The following is an 18,395-nucleotide window of genomic DNA, read 5'->3' as shown; positions in this document are numbered from 1 at the left end:
TGGGAGACCATGGGTGCGGCCATAATGAAATGAGCTTGAAAACAATTTACGAGGAGCAATCGTGTCTGACAACCAGCGTGAAGCCGGTACCATAATTCTTGACCCAACCCATGCGTCGTTCGCACCTGAAGAGACGGTGCATGACCTAGGTGCCACGCATTTCATCGGCATCGGTGGCGCGGGCATGAGTGTGCTCGCTGAAATGCTGCATGAGCAGGGTGTCGAGGTCGATGGTTCGGACCGTGAGCCAAGCGCCAAAACCGACCGTCTGCAAAGCCTCGGCATCACCGTCGAATTCGGCCAGCAGGCGAAGAACGTCGAAGGCAAGAACACCGTCGTGTTCTCCAGCGCCATCAAGCCGGACAATCCGGAAATCGTCGCCGCGCATGAGGCAGGGGAGCGCATCGTGCACCGCAGCGACATCCTCGCCCTGCTGATGAACGCGAAACGTGCGGTGACCGTGGCCGGCGCCCACGGCAAGACCACGACCAGCTCCATGCTGGCGCACATTCTCGTGAACGCCGGAGAAGGCGAGCTCGCCGATCCGAGCTACGCCATCGGCGGTTCCATCCAAGGCAAAGACGGTGCCATTTTGGACGGCGGCCATGCCGGCAAGGGCAACGTGCTGGTGGCCGAGGCCGACGAATCGGACGGCAGCTTCGCCAAATACCATCCGCAAATCGCCATCATCACCAATTCCGAAGCCGACCACCTTGACCACTACGGCACGCAGGACAACTATCGGGCCGCATTCGTGGACCATGCCGGACACGCCACCAAAGCCGTAATCATGTGCGGCGACGACGAAGGCAACCTTGCCGTGCTACGTGCGCTTGACGCCACCGTGGCCGGACGCACGATCGTCTATTCAACACGGAACGCCGCCGAATTGGGCGACCTGAACGGTGCCACGCTGGTACGCATCGAATCGGAAAGCGAAACCGCCGAAAGCGGAGCCGAACATTTCACGCTGCATATTCCGGGCGGACTGATCGGCGAAGAGGAGCGCCGCATCGCAGTGACGCTTACCGTTCCCGGCATCCACAACGCACGCAACGCCTCCGCGGCGATTATCGCGGCCGCGCTGTTGGGCATGGACGTCGAACGTGCCTCCGCGGCGGTCACCTCGTTCCTCGGTGCCGCACGCCGCTTCCAGGTCCGTGGCACCGTCAGCCAAGTGACGGTCGTCGATGATTACGCGCATCATCCGACCGAAATCGCTGCGCTGCTGGATGCGGCCCGTCGCCGCTACCCGCAGTCCAAGATCCGTGTGATCTTCCAGCCGCACCTGTTCTCCCGCACGCGTTTCTTCAGCTCTGAATTCGCGCAGGCGCTTGCCAAGGCCGATGACGTCATCGTTACCGGCATCTTCCCCGCGCGCGAGAAGCAGGAGGATTTCCCCGACGTGACTCCGGCCACCATCGTGGACGAGGCGCTCAAGCTTGAGCATGAACCGGCAAAGGACTGGATCCGTGGCGTCGAAGACATGCACACCGCGGCCCAGATGATGGTGATGCGCGCGCATCATGGCGACGTCATCTTCACCGTAGGCGCCGGCGACATCACGCAGATGGACGAGGTCATCCTGCATGCTCTTGAAGCGCATCGTTGGGATTGCGAGGGCTGATGGCTCGACGGGTCATCAGTTCCGGCAAGGATGTGCAGGAGACGGACCAGTCGGGCGGACGACGTTCCGGACGGTCCATCTCATCGGAGCATGCCGAAGGACGGTCGATTGAAGGGTACGCGGACCGTTCAAAAGCCGAAGGCTTCGTAGACGCGCGACGTTTGCAAAGCGAGGACCTGGTTTCCAAAACCCTGCAGGAGACCACCGGCACGATCGGCATCATGACACGTCCGAAAGTGGTTGATTTCGGCGAACGGCTCAAGGAACGCCGTCAGGCCGGCGCGCGAGCCATAGTCCTGCGCGTGCTCATCGGTCTTGTCGTAGCCGTGGTTTTGGGAGCTGTCGTCTGGCTGTTCCTCTTCTCGTCGGTGTTCCGTTTGGAGCCAGGCAACATCAGCGTGGTCGGCGCCAACGAATGGGTGAGTGAATCGCAGGTGCTTGACATCGCGAGGCAGCAGTCCGGAAAATCGTTGTTCCTGGTTTCGGATGGAGCCGTGGAGAAGCAGATCAAGGCGATTCCGGGAGTCACGTCAGCCAAGTCGAAGAAACAGCTGCCGAACTCGCTTGAAGTGACGATCAAGGCGCAGAAACCCGCGGCCATGCTCAAAACCAGCGAGGACCATATGACGGCGGTCGACAGCAAGGGCCGCGTGCTCAATTCCGTCAGCGGCGTTTCCGTGGAAGGCATTCCCGTCATCGAAGTGCAGAACGTCGATGCGAGCCTGTCTAGGCGTCCTATCAAGGAAGCGTTGAAGATTCTCAGCTCACTGCCGGAATCGATGCGCAACTCCATCACCAAGGTCACCGCGGCGACCCAGGATTCCATCACCACGGAACTCAATGGGGGAGACCGCGTGATCGTATGGGGTGATTCCTCGGACCTGAAGCTCAAGAAAGCGGTGGTGGACAAGATCGTCAATGATCCGAACGTGATTGGAGACAAGCATAACGTGGACGTGTCCGCGCCGTTGAGACCGATCATCAAATAGCGTTATTGCGCAACGTCACTGCATGACGGAGCGGAAATACTTTGATCTAGCTCTTTTTGTCTTGACAGAAAAACGAAACGCGCTCTGGACCTTCTTTCCAAGGGAGGGCCAGAGCGCGTTTCCGCGTTTGGATGGATGGTATTAGCCGTATGCGTTGAACGGGCGTCAGTCCTTGACGATGGTCTTGCCTGCGGTCGCCCCTGGCGTCAAGTCCTGAATCTCCGTGATCTCCAGAACGGGAATGGTCATGGGCTTCTTCGTGCCGTTATGTTCGGCCACGGCGACCTGCTCATCGTAGATCGCATCATCGGAATGCAGAGTGACGTTGCCACGGAAACGATAACCTCGCTTCTGCTCAAGATTGGCCACTGCGATGACCAGTTCGCTGCCGTCGAGCAGATTACGGTACATTTGACCGGCGGTACGCTCGTGATAGCCGATATGAGTGTCATCGATGACGAACGTGCTCATTTTCGGCCCCAAATCGACGTGTCCATCCTTGCCGATGGTGGCCACCCAAGCGAGATTGCTGCTGATGAAATCCTTCATTTCCTCTGTAAGCTTCGCCATGATATCGTCCCTTTCGATGGTTGGCTGGCCGGCGGCTTGTAATATTGGAAGGCGCCGGACGGTTATTTCGATGATACGGAGGCGTTGCTGCCGACATGCGCTGTTTCACCGAACGAGAAATGTGATTACCAATACAGAAAGCCGTCATTGCTGACACATGATTCGTGCCCACATTTTGCCCATGTTTTTGAGAAATATCGCGATAAAGGGTGAATTGCAGCGAATTGCAAAAGTGGCGGAAACCGTTGGAAATAAAGGAAAAGCCGCCATTTCTGGCGGCTTTCAATCCGTGGAGATGCGGGGAATCGAACCCCGGTCCGATGACCGAACCCTCAGTCTTCTACGTGCGTAGTCTGCTGGCCGTGCGGCGGTTTTTCTGCCCCCATCGATGTCGCAGACAACTGATGGCGAGCATATCTACAGTAAAAGTCCCTTGCCGGCCCTGTGGCTCAGCCGGTAAGGCAAGTCTTCTAAACGACGCTCAACATCCCCCCAAAGACGAGGGGGAGTGAACGGAGCGGCTGCTCACTGGTTAATCCTGGCGCGAAGCTCAGGCAGCGAGAGCGAACTCAGTGCGGTTAGATTTAGCACTTATTCTTTTGTAGGGGGCATCCACGAGCGGACCCTACGTTCTCGGCACGCTTCCCTGCGACGAACAGGTCACCGTCGAAACCGATCATCCCCAAATATTGAATTATCAAACCTTCCAGCTTTATAGCCAGACATTTCAAGATACCACGGTTTATCCGACAAACCAAATTATGCTATCGGCGATTCATCATACCGACGAAACTTCGCAAAACCGGTAAAAAAAATTCCGCATGCCGTTATTTGACGGCATGCGGAATCGGTGATGATGAAAGGAGAAGATACGCTTACTTGGCTGCTGCGGCGAGGTAATCCGGAACGCCTTCGGTCGGGTAGGCCGGCCAGCCTCCTTCCTTGGTGCACACGTAGGCGGCGGTGTTCACGGCCGCGCGATGCGCTTCCTTGAGGGAGGCACCGGACAGGATCTTGCCGGTGAAGGAGCCGGAGAAGGAATCGCCGGCTCCGACGGTGTCGGCCACCTCGACATGCGGGGTCAGCAGAGTGGAGGTCTCGCCGTCCTTGGCGATGATGGTGCTGAAGGTCGCGCCGCCGGTCAGGATGGTGTACTCCAGATCGAAGCGATCCATGAACCACTTGCAGGCCTCTTCGTCGTTGCCCTCCGGAATGGAGAACATCTCACGCATCATGATGAGCTCGTCGTCGTTGATCTTGAAGATGTTGGCGTATCCCAGCAGCTCCTCGATCAGCTCCTTGGAGTAGAAGTTGGCGCGCAGGTTGATGTCGAAGAACTTCAGCGCGCCTTCCTTGGCATGCTGGAGCAGTTTGATGATGGTGTCATGCGATTCCTGGGAACGCAGACCCAGCGTGCCGAAGCAGATGGCGTCGGCCTTGGACACGGCCTCGGCGAGTTCGTCGGTGTAGCCGATGTGGTCCCAAGCCACGTTCTGCACGATGGTGTATTCCGGAATGCCGTTGGTCAGTGCCACGGCGACGGTGCCGGTCGGGTATTCGTTGGTCTGCACCAGCGTGTTGATGCCGGCCTTGTGCGCATCGTTGAGCAGCTCGGCGCCCAGCTCGTCGTTACCGACGGCGCTGATGGCGTAGCTTTCTGCGCCGTTCTGGGACGCGTGGTAGGCGAAGTTGACGGGAGCGCCGCCGGCGCGCTTGCCGGTGGGGAGCATATCCCACAGGATTTCACCGAGGGCGATGACGATTGGCTTGGACATGGGTGGTTCCTTTCTTTGGTGGGCGGCGTGCTATGCGACGTCGAAGAACATCGATGGATGTTCCAGAAAATTGGTGATGGCCACGGCGGCGGCACCGGTAACGGTGGCGTCGGTGGGCAGGGCGGACAGGGTGATTCGGGTGTTGCGCCCGATTTCGGGGATCGTGCGTTCGCGCACGACTTGTGTGACTTCGTCGAGCAACGGCTGGCCGGCTTGCGCGATGATGTCTCCAAGAACGATGTGTGTCGGATTGAAAGCGTTGATGATGGTGACCGCGCCGTACCCAACGTATCGGGCAACATCGAGCATCAGAAGCGTCGCGGTCTCGTCTCCCGCGTTCGCCTTGGCGAACAGTGCTGCGCAAGCCTGCGCATGCGTCATCGTCTCGCATCCGGGAACGATGCTCGGGTTGGCGTTGAGTTGTTCGTGGATGGCGTTGGCGGAGCAGTAGCGTTCCAGGCATCCGACATTGCCGCAGTCGCATGGCTTGCCGTTCACGTCGATGGAGACGTGTCCGATTTCCGTGGCGGTGCCGTGCTCGCCGTAGTAGATGGTGCCGTTGTCGATGACTCCGAGGCCGATGCCTTCGCCAAGCAGATAGTAGGCGAGGGAACCTTCCGACAGTTCCGGATTGAACAGGAACTGCGCCAGCGCGCCGGCGCGGGCGTCCTGTTCGACGAACACGGGGACGCTGAATGCGTTGCTGAATTCGTCGATGAAGTTGATTTGCCTCCAGCCCTGCATGGAGGAGACCAAAGCGGTGCGTCCTTCGTCCTTTAAATAGGGCCCCGGAACCGCCATGCCGACGGCCACGATGCTGGGGTCGTCCTTGATGAGCTGGCGTACGGTATCTCGAATGCGCTCCACCGTTTCGGGGATGTGCTCTTCGCTGACGGTAGGCAAGTCGGACAGGAAGATACGGTTGCACTTGAGGTCGAAGACCGCGATTTGCACCAGACTGCGGGCGAACTTCACGCCGATGATGTGGTATTTGGCACAATTGAGATTCAGGCCGATGGAACGGCGGTTCTTGTCTCCGTCCATGTCGCCGGTTTCGTCGATGATGCCCTGCGCCAGCAGTTTCGCGGTGATTTTGGTGATTGCCGCCGGAGTGAGCTTGATGGCTTTGGCGATCTGCGCGCGTGAGCAGATGCCATTGTGGTACAGGTATTGCAGGATGCGGGAACGGTTGTTTTCCGAAATCGATGACTGTTGGGCGCTGTACCTACTCATGCTCACCTCCTTGCGACAGTGCATGGACCCTCGTTGAACTTCTTAATATATTAACGCCGTTAATTGATTAATGCAATTCATGTTGTGCCGCGTGTCGCGCGCTTATCTGGGTCTCTCTGTGCGAAAGCAATGAGTAAAAAAGAAGGACGTAGACCTTGAATGCGACTTTGGCTGGGTCCGTCTCATAAAATGGCTGGTTTTTCTTATTTTCTTTCACTAGTCGTTAAAACGTTGGAATTTCGCCGTTTTAATGCATAGCAGAAAACGGCGAATATAAGGTAGGTGGGTAAAACGGCCTCCAATGAAACGTACGGTTAACATTGCGCGCCGATTCTTGTCACTATATCGCCTTGCACAGGGGCGATTCGGATAGAAAAGAGAGGATTCCATAGTGAATCGCAAGAAAGTTATCGCCGCTCTGGCTTCTGTCGCGGCTCTGGCTTCCCTGGCCGCCTGCGGCGGCGTGAAGGACGGTGGCGCCGCAACTGGCAACACCATCACCGTCGGCACGACCGATAAGATCACCAGCCTTGATCCGGCTGGCTCCTACGACAACGGTTCCTACGCCGTGCAGATTCAGGTGTTCCCGTTCCTGTACGCGCAGAACTACAACACTTCCGAGCTGTCTCCGGACATCGCCGCCGATGACGGCACCTGGAGCGCCGACGGCACCGAGTTCACCGTCAAGCTCAAGAAGGGCTTGAAGTTCGCGAACGGCCACGATCTGACCGCCTCCGACGTCAAGTTCTCCTTCGACCGTATCAAGAAGATCAACGACGAGAACGGTCCGTCCTCCCTGCTGGCCAACATCGAGTCCGTCGAGGCCAAGGATGACACCACCGTCGTGTTCCACTCCGCGGTCAAGGACGACGTGACCCTGAAGCAGGTGCTCTCCAGCCCGGCCGGCCCGATCGTCGACGAAGAGTCCTTCTCCGCCGACAAACTGACCGATGCCAACACCGTCGTCAAGGACAACGCCTTCGCAGGCCCGTACAAGCTCACCTCCTACAAGGTGAACGAGGCCCTGGCATATGCCAAGAACGATTCCTACAAGGGTTTGACCCCAGCTAAGAACGACGTTGTGCAGGTCAAGTACTTCGCCGATTCCTCCAACCTGAAGATGGCCGTGCAGCAGGGCCAGGTCGACGTGGCCTACCGCTCCATGACCCCGACCGACGTCGAGGACCTGTCCAAGGACAACAAGGTCAAGGTCGTCAAGGGACCGGGCGGCGAAGAGCGCTTCCTTGCCTTCAACTTCAAGATCATGCCGTACGGCGAGAAGTCCAGCGAGCCGAACGCCGACAAGGCCAAGGCCGTGCGTCAGGCCGTCGCAAGCCTGATCGACCGCAACGAGCTGGCCACCAAGGTCTACAAGAGCACCTACACCCCGCTGTACTCCTTCATTCCGGATGGCCTGTCCGGCCACGACGACACCCTGAAGGCAGCCTATGGCGACGGTTCCGGCAAGCCGGATGCGGCCAAGGCCAAGAAGACCCTCGAAGCCGCCGGTGTGAAGACCCCGGTAGACCTGAAGCTCCAGTACAACCCGGACCACTACGGCCAGTCCTCCGCCGACGAGTATGCGGCCATCAAGGCCCAGCTCGAGGAAGGCGGCCTGCTCAAGGTCGACCTGCAGTCCACCGAATGGACCCAGTACAACAAGGACCGTAACGTCACCAAGGATTCGGACGGTTCCTACCCGGTCTACCAGCTCGGCTGGTTCCCGGACTACTCCGATCCGGACAACTACCTGTCCCCGTTCTTCCGTGACGGCAACTTCGTGAACAACGGCTATTCCAACAAGGACGTCAACGACCTGATCGTCAAGCAGGCCGGCCAGACCGACGCCAAGGCCCGCGAAGACACCCTGAAGGAAATCCAGAAGCTCGAGACCGAAGACCTCTCCACCATCCCGCTGCTGCAGGGTGCCCAGGTCGCGGTCACCGGATCCAGCGTGAAGGGTGTCGTCCTCGACGCCTCCTTCCGCTTCCGCTACGCTTCCGTGACCAAGGCCTGATAAAGGTTTTGATCGCCCCTGCCCACCCTTAAGATGGGCAGGGGCTCAATTTGTATCTGAAACACCAATAAGGAAAAAGGAGCCCGACGTGACGCAAAGCGCAACCGAGGCTCAGCCGAAAGCCAAGAAAAACAAGCTTTCAAGCGGATTCTTCCGTTTCGTGCTCACACGCTTTCTGCTGATCATTCCTACAGTATTCATTCTTGTAACCATCGTTTTCTTCGTGATGCGCGCCACCGGCGACCCGATCTCCGCCGCACTCGGCGGCCGCCTGACCCCGGAAGAACTGCAGAAGCGCATCCATGCGGCCGGCTACGACCGTCCGCTCATCGTGCAGTACATCGATTATCTTGGCGGCCTGCTGCACGGCGATCTCGGCACCACGCTGACCGACAACCAGAAGGTCAGCAGCATCCTCGTCCACTACGGCTCCGCCACATTCGAACTGGCATTCCTCGCGCTCATCGTCGCGCTCATCGTCGGCATCGGCTTGGGACGCATCGCCGCACGCAAGCGTGACCACGCGGCCGATGCGGGCATCCGCACCTTCGCCATCCTGTGCTATGCCACCCCGGTGTTCTTCCTCGGCCTGATTCTGAAGCTCATCTTCGCCATCTGGCTGAACGTGCTGCCGGCATCCGGGCGCTCATCGCTTGGCAGCGAGATGCAGTTCTCCCGACTGGTCTCGCCGACCGGCTTCTATATCATCGACGCGATCCAGTTGGGCGACATGTCCGTGTTGCTTGATGTGCTCCGTCACGCTGTGCTGCCGGCCCTTGCGTTGGGCCTGCTGACCGCCGGCGTGTTCATCCGTTTGGTGCGTACCAACGTGATCGCCACCTACAATTCCGGCTACGTCGAAGCGGCACGTTCCCGCGGCGTCTCCGAGAAACGCCTGCTCAACAAGCACGCATGGAAGCCGGCGTTGATTCCAATCATCACCGTCATGGGCATGCAGATCGCCCTGATGCTCGCAGGCGCGGTGCTCACCGAAACCACCTTCGAATGGAAGGGTCTCGGCTTCATGCTGTCGCAGTACCTGAAGGCACGCGACTTCGTGGCCGTGCAGGGCATCGTTATCCTAATCGCCATCATCGTGGCCGTCGTCAACTTCATCGTCGACGTCATCGCCGCGTTGGTCGACCCGAGAGTGAGGTACTGACATGACCGCAGCATCTGCCAACAAGGTCACCGTTCCAGGCGACAATCGTCTGGACGAGCTCAAGCTCGGCAACAAGACGCCATTCTGGCATAAGATTCCGATCATCAAGGAACTGCGCGTCGCAGTCGGCTGGCAGAAAGGCATGCTGATCACGGGCCTCGTGCTCACGGCGTTCTTCCTGCTGGTCGCCATTTTCGCGCCGCTCATCGCGCCATACAGCTACGCGCAGCTCAAGGGCGCCGACGGCGTTTCCTTCCCGGCCCAGGCGGCACCGTCCTCCGAACACATCTGGGGCACCACTGCAGGTGGCTACGATGTGTTCAGCCGTGTGGTCTGGGGTGCCCGCACCGCCGTCATCGCCATCGTCGTCGCGGTATTGCTGTCGATTTTCGCAGGCGTGCTGCTCGGCCTGGTCTCCGGCTATTTCGGCGGATGGGTCGATCGTGTGCTCGTCATGATCGCCGACGCCGTGTACTCCTTCCCGTCGCTGCTGCTGGCGATTCTGATGGCGATCATGATCTCCCACGGCCAGTCCGGCCTGTGGAGCGGCATCTTCGCCTCCGGCATCTCCATCACCGTGGTCTATATTCCGCAATACTTCCGTACCATCCGTGCCGAAGTGATCCGCATCAAGGAATCCGCGTACGTGGAATCCGCCCGCGTGGTCGGCGCCTCCACGTGGCGCATCATGACCAAGCACCTGTTCAAGAACTCCACACGAACCCTGCCGGTCATCCTGACGCTGAACTCCTCCGAAGCTATCCTGACCCTTGCGGGCCTGGGCTTCCTGGGCTTCGGCATCGAACCGACCGCGGCCGCCGAATGGGGATACGACCTCAACCGCGCCGTCTCCGATGTGACCGCCGGCATCTGGTGGACCGCCGTGTTCCCGGGTCTGGCCATCGTGCTCATCGTGCTGGGCATCACCCTGGTGGGCGAATCGCTGAACGATCTGGCCGATCCGCGTCTGCGCGCCCGCAAGTCCGCAGGCGAAGTGGTGGGTTCCATCGAGGACACGTCCGTGGACCCCAGCCAGGAGCCAGGCAAGCGCAACGAGGTCGTCGCCGAACTTGAGGCGGCGAAGAATCCGATGGGAGCCAGCGACAAACCGGTGACCGTCACCGACCGTGATCCGTCATTCGTGGCTTCCGAATGGGCTTCCGAGGAAGGGGAGTGAACCGATGAGTGAAATCAAGGAAGGCAATCTCGCCGAGATCAAGGACCTCAGCGTCTCGTTCATGACCGACGCCGGTTCCATCAAAGCCATCGACAAGATCAGCTTCGAAATTCCCCGTAAGAAGGTCATCGGCGTGGTGGGCGAGTCCGGCTCCGGCAAGTCCGTGACCGCACGCTCCCTCATCAAGCTGCTGCCGGAGACCGCTACGACCTCCGGCGCGGTGTACCTGTCGAACCGCGCGGGCACCGAAGAGCTGGAAGTGCTGTCGCTGTCCGGCGAACAGCTGCGCGAAATGCGCGGCGCCGAAGCGGCCATGGTGTTCCAGGAGCCCAATTCGGTGCTCAACCCGGTGTACACCATCGGATGGCAGATCGAGGAAGGCCTTCGCGCCCATGGCATGAAGGACAAGAAGGAACTCCGTGCCAAGTCCATCGACATTCTCAAGAAGGTCGGCATTCCGGACGCGGAAACCCGCATCGACTACTACCCACACCAGTTCTCCGGCGGCCAGAAGCAGCGCATCGTCATCGCCATGGCCCTGGTGCTCAACCCCGGCCTGATTCTGGCCGACGAGCCGACCACCGCCCTCGACGTGACCGTGCAGGCCGAAATCCTCGACCTGCTGCGTCTGGCGCGCGACGAGTTCGACGCATCCGTGCTCATCATCACCCACAACATGGGCGTGATCGCCGACATCGCCGATGAGGTCGTGGTCATGTACCGCGGCCACGTCGTCGAACAGGGCAGCGTCGAGCAGATCTTCTACTCGCCGAAGGACGACTACACCAAGCGTCTGCTTGCCGCCGTGCCGCGTATTGGCCAGAAACTGGTCGTCAAGGATGCCGATGGCAAGGTCATCGAACGTGAGAAGGATTGGCGCGATCAGCCCATCGCGGTCGAGGCCAAGGGACTGACCATCACGTATCCGGGTCATCTCATGCAGCCTGATTTCAAGGCCGTGGACGGCATCGACTTCACCATCCACCGTTCCGAAGTGCTCGGTCTGGTAGGCGAGTCCGGTTCCGGCAAATCCACCACTGGCCGTGCCATCGCAGGCCTGCAGAAGATTTCCGGCGGTTCCCTGAACGTTCTAGGCATAGAAATGAACGGTGTGAAGGAACGCGACTTCAAACCCAAACGCGCCGACATCGGCTTCGTGTTCCAGGATCCGGGCAGCTCGTTCAATCCGCTGATGACCATCGCGGAAAACGTGGCCGAACCGTTGATCGTGCACAAGAAGTTTTCGTCGGTATCAGACGCCCGCAAGTATGTGGGCGATCTGCTTGAGATGGTGCAGCTTCCGCGCGCCTATATGAACCGTTTCCCGCACGAGCTGTCCGGCGGCCAGCGCCAGCGCGCCTCCTTGGCACGCGCGTTGGCGTTGAAGCCAAGCCTGCTCATCGCCGACGAACCGACCTCCGCGTTGGATGTGTCGGTGCAGGCGAAGGTGCTGGAACTGTTCAAGAAGCTGCAGGCCGAAATCGGCTTCGCATGCCTGTTCATCACGCACGACCTCGCCGTGGTCGACATGCTCGCCGACCGCATCATGGTGATGCACAAGGGCCAGATCGTGGAACATGGCGATGCGGACCAGATCATGCAGAATCCGCAGAACCCGTACACGCAGAAGCTGCTGGCCTCCCTGCCGGTGCCCGATCCGCGCGAACAGCGCAAGCATCGCGAGCATCTGCATGAGCTGCTTGCCGCCCAGCAGTGAGCTGATCCACGGAATCTAATAAAAAGGAATCCCCGCAACGCTTGAAACGTTGCGGGGATTCCATTTTATGATGTATGGAAGGCGATTTCAGCGGATGGTGCCGTTGAAGGCAAACTGGGCATGGGAATCACCATTCGCCTTGGCCTTCAGATATTCGCGTACGTAAGCCATGCGTTCCACCGTGGTGGCTGCCAACGGTTCGGGCAGAGCATCAGGGGAGAACCAGCCTACGCTGAGGCTTTCCTCATCGCCGACGAACGGCTCCGTGTTGCCATTCGGATCGGGCCTGCAGATGAACAGGTGATCCATGTACATGGTGTTGTCCCCATTCGCATAGGTGAGGACCTTTCTGGACGATTTGACCGACACCAGATCGGTGACGACCACATCCACGCCGGTCTCCTCCTTGACCTCGCGGGCAACGGTATCGGCCGGTTCCTCTCCGGGCTCGTTGATGCCATACACCATGGCCCATTCGCCGGTGTCGGAGCGCCGTCCCAACAGCACACGGCCCTGCTCGTCCTCGACATAGCCGGAGACGCCCATGAGCCATAACAGATCGTGGCCTATCTTCTTACGAAGTTCGAGTACGAATTCAGGCGTGGGCATGATGCATCCTCAGGCCTTCGCACCTTCGGCGGCCATATCGGCCATCCACGCCTCGACATCGTCGATCCGCTTCGGAATGCCCGCGGAAATCCATTCCGGACCATCCTCCGTCATGAGCACATCATCCTCGATACGAATGCCGATGCCACGGTATTCCGGCGGAATCAGCAGATCATCCTCACGGAAGTACAGGCCCGGTTCGATGGTGAAGATCATGCCCGGACGAATCTTGGCGTTCTGATACGACTCATAACGCGCCTGCGCGCAATCATGCACGTCGAGACCCAGATGGTGGGCCACGCCGCAGGCGAGCCAACGGCGATGCTGCTGGCCTTCAGGGGAGAGCGACTCCTCGACATCGACCGGCAGAATACCCCAGTCATGCAGACGTTCGGCGATCACGCGCATGCACGCATGATGGATGTCCGAATACGTGGCGCCCGGCTTGGCCGCCTCGAAACCGGCCTGCTGGGAATCCAACACGGCCTGGTACAGCTTCTTCTGGAAATCGGTGAACTTGCCGTTGGTCGGGAACGTGCGGGTGATGTCGGCGGTATACAGGCTGTTGACCTCCACACCGGCGTCGATGAGCAGCAGCTCGCCCGACTCCACGGTACCGGTATTGCGCATCCAATGCAGAATCGGAGCGTGGGCGCCGGAAGCGATGATGGTGTCGTAGCCGACCTCGTTGCCCTCCTCGCGGGAGATGGCGTTGAACGCGCCCTCCAGCATGCGCTCCGAACGCGGCTTGCCAAGGGAAGACGGAATCTTGCGCAGAATGTTGTCGAAACCGTGCTTGGTTGCGGCCACGGCCTTGCGCATCTCGCGAACCTCATACTCATCCTTGCACATGCGTGCCTCGGCGGCGAATTCGTGCAGCTTGTCATCGGCAGCGGTGTTATTGTCCGGATCAGCGAAACCGTTGGCTTCACGGATCTCCTCGACCATGCTGGTAATCGCCGGATCGGCTTCACGAATCACGCGCACGCGCACCGCGCCGGCCTCAGTGCCGACATCCTTGCTCAACGCGTCGGGCAGCTGCGCGATGTCGTTGGTTTCGATGCCGGTCATCGCGGTCATTTCCTTCACACCGGCACGCGGACCCACCCAATACTCGCCATAATGGGCGTTCATGAAAAAGTCCTGCGTGTAATGGTTGGCACGCGGAGCCACGAACAGTTCCGGAACATGCGTCTTGCCGGCCTTCGCTTCCGGAGAATCCGGATCGACGGGATTCAGCACCAGCACCGCGCCGGCCTCGAAATCCTCACCCAAACCGGTGTAGTAGGAGAACGTCGTATCCGGACGGAACGCGTAATCGCAATCGTTGTTGCGCACCTTCGGCTGTCCGGCCGGAATCACGATACGCTCGCCCGGGAACGCCTTGCCCAACGCCTCCAGACGCGCCGGCGTGTACTTGGAGGACTCCAACGGCTCGATCTGCGGCTCGTTGTCATCCCAACCGGTGGTCATGAACTCCTTGAACGCCTCGGAACGCGGACGCAGCGAACGATTGTTCACACGATCGCTCATGGCCTGATCCGGTCCCGGAGCGGACTCCCGCTCCATCTTCTCGTATTCCTTGTCCTTGTCAGTAATGACTTCGCCCATCACATCTCCTGAACATGCATTCGTAACGTACGGAAATTACCGCAACCCATCCTATAACTTTTCCCGGCGCGCAACGTTCATGCGGACATCTAGAATGGGAAAAGTTTAGTGTGCTGTCCGCAAGGTACGGGAGGAAAACGGGAAATATGTCATTCGAACATCCCAATCGCAACAACGAAAGCATGATCGACGTCGAACGCGACATCATGAGCCGTCCATCGGAACGCAACACCACCAATCTCGACCTGCAACGCATGAAGATGATCCTCGACATCATGGGCCATCCGGAGCAGTCGTTCCGCGTCATCCACATCACCGGCACCAACGGCAAAGGCTCCACGGCACGCATGGCCGAAGCCATCTGCCGCGCCTACGGCATGCGTACGGGCCTATACACCTCGCCCCATCTGGAACACGTCAACGAGCGCATCGCCATCGACGGCCAGCAGCTGTCCGACGACGATTTCGTCGACACCTGGGACCAGGTCAAGGACCTTGTCGCCATCGTGGACATGAAAATGGACGAGCTGGGCAAGCCGAAGATGAGCTTCTTCGAAGTGCTCACCGCCATGGCCATCTGGAAATTCGCCGACGCGCCGGTCGACGTCGCCATCGTGGAAGTCGGCATGGGCGGCCGATGGGACGCCACCAACGTGCTCGACGCGGACGCGGCCATCATCGGCCCGGTCGACATGGACCACATGGCATGGCTCGGCGACACCGTGGAGGAAATCGCCACGGAAAAGGTCGGCATCATCAAGCCGAACTGCACCGTCATCATCGGCCGCCAGCCACACGAGGACGAGGTCATGCCGATTATCGAGGCCGCGGCCAAGGAGAACCACGCCAGCTTGGTGCGCGACGGCGTCGAATCGGAAGTCGTTACCCGAGTGCCGGCCGTCGGCGGCCAGGTGGCCACCCTGCGCACCCCGAACGGCACCTACACGGAAGTGCCGATCGCCAAATTCGGCGAGCATCAGGCACACAACGCGCTCGCCGCACTGTGCGCGGCGGAAGTGGTGATTCCCGTCAACGGCGCGTTGGACGGCGATTTGGTGGCCGAAGCGTTGAGCAGCGTACGCATTCCGGGACGTATCGAACAAATTCGTACCTCGCCTACCATCATCCTTGATGGCGGGCACAACGTGAACGCGGCCGAATCGCTGCGTGCCGCCATTGAAGAGAACTATGATTTCCAGCAGCTCGTCGGCGTGGTCGCCATGATGGGGGACAAGCAGGTCGAGGAGTATCTGGGCGTGCTCGAACCGTTGCTGAGCCATGTGATCGTCACCGAGAACTCGTGGCGTGACCGAGTGATGCCGGCTGAGGATCTGAAGAAGATCGCGGACCGTGTTTTCGGGCCGGAACGCGTCACCTGCATTCCCGAATTGCCGGACGCCATCCAGGAAGCCGTCAACATGGTTGATGCCGATGACGAACTGGGCGTCGGCTACGGTCATGGCGTGCTCGTCTGTGGCAGCTTCACAACCGCCGGTGATGCGCGACTCATGCTGGAGGAGAAGATCAACCCCGACCTGAAGAAGCCAAAGGCCGAACGTGTGTTCCAGGAAGCCGTCGATCCGGAACCGCGCAAAAAGCAGGACGAGGCTGACGTGGATTTCGAATCCGACGCCAACCCTGATTTCAACATCAACGATTTCGGCAGCGTCGGTCCGGACGATTCCGTTTTAGCAGACGCCGATGCGGATGAAATGGATGAGGCGGCGGATGCCAACGAACCGGCGGATGCGGAAACGGCTTCGGAAAACGAAACGAAGTGACGAAGCGAAACAACATCGGACGATGACGCCATACGTGCGGCGTACACCGTCCATGTAAAACAGATTATGGGTGGCTCCCCAGGCAATGGGAAGCCACCCACAATCTTGTTTTATCGTCCGACGCCTAAGCAGTCGAAGATAGGCGTGACAAATAATAGCTACGCGCGCAACGCTTCGGCCCGCGCCACGGTATCTTCCACCAGCACGGCCTGCGCGTCGATGACCGGCAGCTGGGGCAGCGGAAACGCCTCGTTGAGCACGCTCAGCTCGGTGCAGCCCAATATCAGCGTGTCGCACGCGCAGGGGCCTGCCGGATCGAGCATATCGCGCAACACCGATTCGTAGCGTTCCAGATTGAGCTCGCCACTACCTTTCACATCGTCATAAATCAACGAAGTGATACGGGCCTGCAACTCGTCGGTCGGTTCGACGAACGTGTACCCGGCCTCTTCGACGGCACGCTTGTACACGCCGGATTTGCGCGAACCCACGGTGCCGAGGAAACCGACCCGCGGAAAACGATCCTTCGGATAACGCTGAGCCATGCGTGCCACCGCGCCGCGTGGCATATGCAGAATCGGCACCGTCGTCAACGCCTGGAAATCGTCATAGAAATAGTGCGCGGTATTGCAGGTGAGCACAATGAAACTCGCGCCCATCGCCGTTGCCTTCTCGATATCGTCGGCGAGTACGGGGAAGGGATTCTCGTCGGATTCGCCGAGAATGTACGCGGTGCGGTCCGGCACGGAGGAATCGTTGAAGACGATGTAGTCCAGATAATCCTGATCGCAATGGGCATGCGTGGCGCGGTTGACCAAGCGGATGTAGCTTTCGGTGGCCAGCGTGCCCATGCCGCCCAGTACGGCGAAAAACGGTCGTTTCACTTAAGCTCGCCCTTCTTGGTGAAGTACTTGGCATAGCTCTTCTTGTAAATCGAGAACATGTGCCGAATCATCAGCCAACGCAGCGGATTCATATCCTTGGAATACTCCAAGGTGGTACCCCAATCGCCCGACTTGAGCATGCGCTTGCCGGTTTCCTTGTCAGCGCCTTCTGCGACGTAATCAAGGAAAATCGACTTCGGAATCTCAAGCCACAGCTTCGAACCGCGGCCGAACAGGGTGTTGCCGTCGAACGGCGTGTCCTCGACGAGGTCGTCGACGAAATACTTCGCCAGATTGAAGCCGTTCAGCGTGACGAAATAGCTGGAACGTCCCTGGCGAAGGTTGATTTCGAACAGCTTGTACTCGCCGTCGCGTTCGTCGTACTTCATGTCGAAATTGGCCACGCCCTCGTACTTGATGTCCTCGAGGAAAGCCTTGATACGACGGAACACACCCTCGTTGTAGTCGGGCAGAATGGCCGCATAGTTGCCCGCGGCGACAGGGGAGGGATCCTCCAGCAGCGGGTGGCCGAGGAACATCATACGCACGCGATGATGCTGGTCCACATAGGCGTTCAGCACACGCATACGGGAATCGTCGCCGGGGATGAAGTCCTGAATCACCATTTCGGACGTGTATCCGGCATCGTACGCACGCTTGATGATGGTCTCCAATTCGGCCGGATCGTTGAAGATGTAGGCCTTGCGACGGCCCTCGAAATCGATGTTGAGCCATTCCACCGAATTCGCGGGCTTCATGGCCACCGGATAGCTGAACGGCAAATCACAGTAGGCTCCTGCCTTCACCTCATCGGCGGTGACGGTGCGCGTCTTCGGATGGGGCAGATCATACTGCTCGCAGATCTGGTAGAACGTGGACTTGTAGGCGAGCCGGCGCGAAAGGTTCACGTCAAGCGTGTTGTATACGAAATATTCGCGAAGATCGTCGCCGCACTGGCTCAGCAGATTGGCGTACACGTCGCCGCAGGGGATGAGCAGCAGCACGCGTTCCGGATCCTCGGCCTTCATACGCTTGCCGAGCTTGAGCATGAAATTACGGAACGTGACGAAGTTGTTGAAATCGTCGACGATGTGCACGTTGACGATACGGCTGAATTTCGTGGGGCTCAGCTGGAAATACGCATACGCCTCGGAAACGATGCCGTACTCCTCATGGAACGCCCTGGCCATGCCGTAGACGTTGATGTCGCTGCCCAGCAGAATCGGTTGGAATCGTGTCATAA

Annotated in this window: 14 protein-coding genes and 1 other RNA gene; 7 read left to right on the top strand and 8 right to left on the bottom strand. The window is 59.3% G+C overall.

Annotated features, from left to right (window positions below):
• The first annotated feature begins 61 nt into the window (after nucleotides 1–61).
• On the top strand, nucleotides 62–1,627 hold the full coding sequence (murC, locus tag BAD_RS05835; RefSeq protein WP_011743442.1) for a UDP-N-acetylmuramate--L-alanine ligase: 1,566 nt from the start codon (nucleotides 62–64) through the stop codon (nucleotides 1,625–1,627).
• Nucleotides 1,627–2,616 carry a cell division protein FtsQ/DivIB gene (locus tag BAD_RS05830; protein WP_003810745.1) on the top strand — a complete coding sequence of 330 codons (990 nt, stop codon included), beginning with the start codon at nucleotides 1,627–1,629 and terminating at the stop codon, nucleotides 2,614–2,616. Before murC ends, BAD_RS05830 begins: the two co-directional genes overlap by 1 nt.
• A 165-nt stretch (nucleotides 2,617–2,781) precedes the next feature.
• Here BAD_RS05830 and BAD_RS05825 read toward each other — a convergent pair whose 3' ends face one another.
• The 4 genes from BAD_RS05825 to BAD_RS05815 all read right to left on the bottom strand — a co-directional run bounded on the left by BAD_RS05825 (nucleotide 2,782) and on the right by BAD_RS05815 (nucleotide 6,194).
• On the bottom strand, nucleotides 2,782–3,186 hold the full coding sequence (locus BAD_RS05825) for a pyridoxamine 5'-phosphate oxidase family protein (protein ID WP_003810744.1): 405 nt from the start codon (nucleotides 3,184–3,186) through the stop codon (nucleotides 2,782–2,784).
• A 287-nt stretch (nucleotides 3,187–3,473) separates the two neighbouring features.
• Nucleotides 3,474–3,870, bottom strand: a transfer-messenger RNA (tmRNA) gene (gene ssrA / locus BAD_RS08690).
• 191 nt (nucleotides 3,871–4,061) lie between these two features.
• Nucleotides 4,062–4,961 (bottom strand): carbohydrate kinase family protein, encoded by a 900-nt coding sequence (locus BAD_RS05820; RefSeq protein WP_003810740.1) that lies wholly within the window; start codon nucleotides 4,959–4,961, stop codon nucleotides 4,062–4,064.
• Nucleotides 4,962–4,991: 30 nt separating this feature from the next.
• Nucleotides 4,992–6,194, bottom strand: a complete 1,203-nt coding sequence (locus BAD_RS05815) for an ROK family transcriptional regulator (RefSeq protein WP_011743440.1) — start codon at nucleotides 6,192–6,194, stop codon at nucleotides 4,992–4,994.
• 391 nt (nucleotides 6,195–6,585) lie between these two features.
• Here BAD_RS05815 and BAD_RS05810 point away from each other — a divergent pair, with 391 nt between their 5' ends.
• The 4 genes from BAD_RS05810 (at nucleotide 6,586) to BAD_RS05795 (ending at nucleotide 12,267) form a co-directional block, all read left to right on the top strand.
• A complete protein-coding gene (locus tag BAD_RS05810) occupies nucleotides 6,586–8,211 on the top strand; it encodes an ABC transporter substrate-binding protein (protein WP_011743439.1) in 1,626 nt (541 codons plus the stop codon).
• Nucleotides 8,212–8,299: 88 nt separating this feature from the next.
• Nucleotides 8,300–9,373 (top strand): ABC transporter permease, encoded by a 1,074-nt coding sequence (locus BAD_RS05805; protein ID WP_011743438.1) that lies wholly within the window; start codon nucleotides 8,300–8,302, stop codon nucleotides 9,371–9,373.
• 1 nt (nucleotide 9,374) lies between these two features.
• Complete coding sequence (locus BAD_RS05800; RefSeq protein ID WP_003810731.1) at nucleotides 9,375–10,550, top strand: ABC transporter permease; 1,176 nt, start codon at nucleotides 9,375–9,377, stop codon at nucleotides 10,548–10,550.
• A 4-nt stretch (nucleotides 10,551–10,554) separates the two neighbouring features.
• Entirely contained in the window at nucleotides 10,555–12,267 is a 1,713-nt protein-coding gene (locus BAD_RS05795) for a dipeptide ABC transporter ATP-binding protein (RefSeq protein WP_011743437.1), read from the top strand.
• Between the two features lie 87 nt (nucleotides 12,268–12,354).
• Here BAD_RS05795 and BAD_RS05790 read toward each other — a convergent pair whose 3' ends face one another.
• The gene (locus tag BAD_RS05790) at nucleotides 12,355–12,876 is read right to left on the bottom strand and encodes an NUDIX hydrolase (protein ID WP_011743436.1); all 522 of its coding nucleotides are present in this window, start codon (nucleotides 12,874–12,876) and stop codon (nucleotides 12,355–12,357) included.
• Nucleotides 12,877–12,885: 9 nt separating this feature from the next.
• The gene (locus tag BAD_RS05785) at nucleotides 12,886–14,487 is read right to left on the bottom strand and encodes an aminopeptidase P family protein (RefSeq protein ID WP_041777358.1); all 1,602 of its coding nucleotides are present in this window, start codon (nucleotides 14,485–14,487) and stop codon (nucleotides 12,886–12,888) included.
• Between the two features lie 146 nt (nucleotides 14,488–14,633).
• Here BAD_RS05785 and BAD_RS05780 point away from each other — a divergent pair, with 146 nt between their 5' ends.
• Complete coding sequence (locus BAD_RS05780; protein WP_080505095.1) at nucleotides 14,634–16,268, top strand: bifunctional folylpolyglutamate synthase/dihydrofolate synthase; 1,635 nt, start codon at nucleotides 14,634–14,636, stop codon at nucleotides 16,266–16,268.
• 158 nt (nucleotides 16,269–16,426) lie between these two features.
• Here the strand turns inward: BAD_RS05780 and BAD_RS05775 are convergent, their stop codons facing one another.
• Both BAD_RS05775 and BAD_RS05770 read right to left on the bottom strand, forming a co-directional pair.
• Nucleotides 16,427–17,152, bottom strand: a complete 726-nt coding sequence (locus BAD_RS05775) for an aspartate/glutamate racemase family protein (RefSeq protein ID WP_011743433.1) — start codon at nucleotides 17,150–17,152, stop codon at nucleotides 16,427–16,429.
• The gene (locus BAD_RS05770) at nucleotides 17,149–18,393 is read right to left on the bottom strand and encodes a carboxylate--amine ligase (RefSeq protein ID WP_011743432.1); all 1,245 of its coding nucleotides are present in this window, start codon (nucleotides 18,391–18,393) and stop codon (nucleotides 17,149–17,151) included. The genes BAD_RS05775 and BAD_RS05770 overlap by 4 nt, the downstream gene beginning before the upstream one ends.
• Nucleotides 18,394–18,395 lie beyond the last annotated feature (2 nt).

Source organism: Bifidobacterium adolescentis ATCC 15703 (assembly GCF_000010425.1).
Lineage (GTDB): Bacteria > Actinomycetota > Actinomycetes > Actinomycetales > Bifidobacteriaceae > Bifidobacterium > Bifidobacterium adolescentis.
Note: the sequence above shows the minus strand (reverse complement) of the source record. Positions and strands in the feature narration are given on the sequence as shown.

Excerpts from the sequence above, each read along its gene's own strand:
- BAD_RS05785 (WP_041777358.1), bottom strand. The coding sequence starts at position 14,487 with ATGGGCGAAGTCATTACTGACAAGGACAAGGAATACGAGAAGATGGAG.
- BAD_RS05815 (WP_011743440.1), bottom strand. The coding sequence starts at position 6,194 with ATGAGTAGGTACAGCGCCCAACAGTCATCGATTTCGGAAAACAACCGT.
- BAD_RS05780 (WP_080505095.1), top strand. The coding sequence starts at position 14,634 with ATGTCATTCGAACATCCCAATCGCAACAACGAAAGCATGATCGACGTC.
- BAD_RS05795 (WP_011743437.1), top strand. The coding sequence starts at position 10,555 with ATGAGTGAAATCAAGGAAGGCAATCTCGCCGAGATCAAGGACCTCAGC.
- BAD_RS05825 (WP_003810744.1), bottom strand. The coding sequence starts at position 3,186 with ATGGCGAAGCTTACAGAGGAAATGAAGGATTTCATCAGCAGCAATCTC.
- BAD_RS05820 (WP_003810740.1), bottom strand. The coding sequence starts at position 4,961 with ATGTCCAAGCCAATCGTCATCGCCCTCGGTGAAATCCTGTGGGATATG.
- BAD_RS05830 (WP_003810745.1), top strand. The coding sequence starts at position 1,627 with ATGGCTCGACGGGTCATCAGTTCCGGCAAGGATGTGCAGGAGACGGAC.
- BAD_RS05790 (WP_011743436.1), bottom strand. The coding sequence starts at position 12,876 with ATGCCCACGCCTGAATTCGTACTCGAACTTCGTAAGAAGATAGGCCAC.
- BAD_RS05800 (WP_003810731.1), top strand. The coding sequence starts at position 9,375 with ATGACCGCAGCATCTGCCAACAAGGTCACCGTTCCAGGCGACAATCGT.
- BAD_RS05770 (WP_011743432.1), bottom strand. The coding sequence starts at position 18,393 with ATGACACGATTCCAACCGATTCTGCTGGGCAGCGACATCAACGTCTAC.